The sequence below is a fragment of the Neisseria sp. HMSC075C10 genome, assembly GCF_001815615.1.
Taxonomy (GTDB): Bacteria; Pseudomonadota; Gammaproteobacteria; order Burkholderiales; family Neisseriaceae; genus Neisseria; species Neisseria subflava_A.
Genome location: NZ_KV821232.1, coordinates 327 through 892, shown reverse-complemented (window position 1 = coordinate 892; position 566 = coordinate 327). Strand labels below are relative to the sequence as shown.

The 566-nt window shown below is 39.4% G+C and carries 1 pseudogene; it reads right to left on the bottom strand.

The features are described from left to right. Positions 1-167: 167 nt before the first annotated feature. A pseudogene (locus HMPREF3047_RS00670) lies at positions 168-566 on the bottom strand (adhesin); the annotation flags it as partial.

Sequence of the window (566 nt, the reverse complement as noted above, 5' to 3'; positions counted from 1 at the left end):
TTGCTAATTGACATATTAATAATCTATATATGAATTCAACTGCAAATTGCCAATCTTTGTTTCCTTGACCATGCGATGCAAAATGCATTGGAAAATAACCATCTAATGCTAAATACTCAAATTCGCATTGAATATTTTCTGCTGTCTCTAAATTCATTAAAACATCCTTATCTAGCAGGGAATTTAAATTTTAACTCTGTTGGCTTGCCTTTTAAATTAATATTTAAGTTATTTAATGTTGGGTTATTAATATCAACAGACGCAGTAGTTCCCTTGGTCATAGAAGCATTACCTGCTGGCCTATACACCACAAAGGTTCCGTCCGGCATTTGCGCTTTCCAACAGCCCACACATTTACCTCCGTATAATTTTTCACCTTCGACTCGTTCCATTAGTGTAGGTTTCCTGCCTAAATATCGACGTGCAAAAGCCTCGGCTGTTTGATTCGGATTATCTGAACGAGACATTTCTCTAGCAGCACCAGGCTTTCCTTTTTGCGGTTGTCCAGGCAGGCGGGTGTGGCCAGACGTTTGCAACCTTTTTAATGCATCAGCCTGCCTTTCTGC